The sequence below is a fragment of the Cecembia lonarensis LW9 genome, assembly GCF_000298295.1.
In the GTDB taxonomy this organism is placed as follows: Bacteria; Bacteroidota; Bacteroidia; order Cytophagales; family Cyclobacteriaceae; genus Cecembia; species Cecembia lonarensis.
The window spans coordinates 1-1,743 of sequence record NZ_AMGM01000178.1; the positions used below are offsets into that span (position 1 = coordinate 1).

A 1,743-nucleotide genomic window follows, 5' to 3' on the forward strand; every position below is an offset into this window, starting at 1 on the left:
AATTAGTATTGACAAAAGGGCTGACAAAACAGCTGGCATTCAAGAAGGAGATGTAATCCTTTACACCTATGTGGTGACCAATACAGGGAATATTACCATCAACAATGTTTCAGTTGAGGACAATCATCCTGGAACAGGTAATTTAAGTGACCTGACCACAAGTGATAACATTAATAATATTGCTCCTGGACAGTCAGTAACTTTCACAGCTACCTATGTCGTAACCCAGGATGATATTGATGCCGGAACAGCCATTATTAATTTGGCAACGGCAACAGCTACTGGTGTAAACGGCGCTACAGTTACCAATACAGATACAGAGACCATCACTCCTGAGGCAGCAGCAGCTGGTATTGAGTTGGAGAAGAAAGGTGAGTTTGTTGATGTCAATGGAAATGGTAGGGCAGATGCAGGTGATCAGATTACCTATACCTTTACAATAACAAATACAGGCAATGTGACCTTGAGAGACATTATCGTGACGGATCCATTAGTGGATGTTAGCGGAGGACCTCTTGCCTCTCTTGCCCCTGGAGCAACAGATGGAAATACCTTTACGGCAGTTTACACCTTGACCCAGGAAGATATTGATGATGGAAGCTTTACCAATACGGCTACAGTGACAGGTCAGTACAGTGGTGAAGTTACTGCAACGGATTCTGATACGCAGTTATTTGAGAGATTGCCAAGTCTGAGCATGAACAAGACGGCTGATGTTAGCACGGTAAATGCTGCCGGAGATGTGATTGTATATACCATCACGGTAACCAATACTGGTAATGTTACCATCGGAGGAATTATTAAAAATGATGATAAGGTAAACTTCAGCAGGAATGTTGGAAGTCTTGCTCCCGGAGAAAGTATTTCAGTGGAGATTCCATATGAAGTGACCCAGGAGGATATCGATCGAGGCATCATTGAGAATATTGCAGGAGCAGTTGGTCAAGACCCTGAAGGAAATGATACTGCTACTGAGGATAATGAAGTGGTCAATGTGGCGCAGAATCCATCTTTGAGCCTGAGCAAAACTGCAGACAAGACTTCTGTGACTGCGGCAGGTGAGGAAATTGTGTACACTTTGACAGTGACCAATAACGGTAATGTGACAATTGATAATGTATCTGTTGTCGATACCAAAGTGGATGTAAACGAGAATGTGGGCACATTAGCTCCAGGTGCAAGTCAGACAATTACTGTAACTTATATAGTATCTCAGGCGGATATGGATGCTGGAAGCATTGTCAACGTAGCCACTGTAAGCGGTACCGATCCAAATGGAGAGGATACTGCAGCAGAAGATGGGGTTACCGTTGATGTGGAGCAGAATGGTTCTTTGAGCCTGAGCAAAACGGCAGACAAGACTTCTGTGACTGCGGCAGGTGAGGAAATTGTGTACACTTTGACAGTGACCAATAATGGAAACGTGACCATCGAGGATGTGACCATCGAGGATGACAAGGTCAATGTGAACGAGAATGTAGGCAATCTGGCCCCAGGTGAGAGCGCCACTGTAACAGTGACCTACACAGTGACACTAGCTGATATGGATGCCGGAAGCATTGTCAACGTAGCCACTGTAAGCGGTACCGATCCAAATGGAGAGGATACTGCAGCAGAAGATGGGGTTACCGTTGATGTACAGCAGAATGGATCACTTAGCCTAAGCAAAACTGCAGACAAAACTTCTGTGACTGCGGCAGGTGAGGAAATTGTGTACACTTTGACAGTGACCAACAATGGTAA

The 1,743-nt window shown here is 44.7% G+C and carries 1 protein-coding gene; it reads left to right on the top strand.

Going from position 1 to position 1,743, the window contains the following annotated elements; genetic code table 11:
* The coding region (locus tag B879_RS20645) for a CLIPPER-2 domain-containing protein (RefSeq protein WP_040401507.1) at positions 1–1,743 on the top strand (1,743 nt) is incomplete at both ends.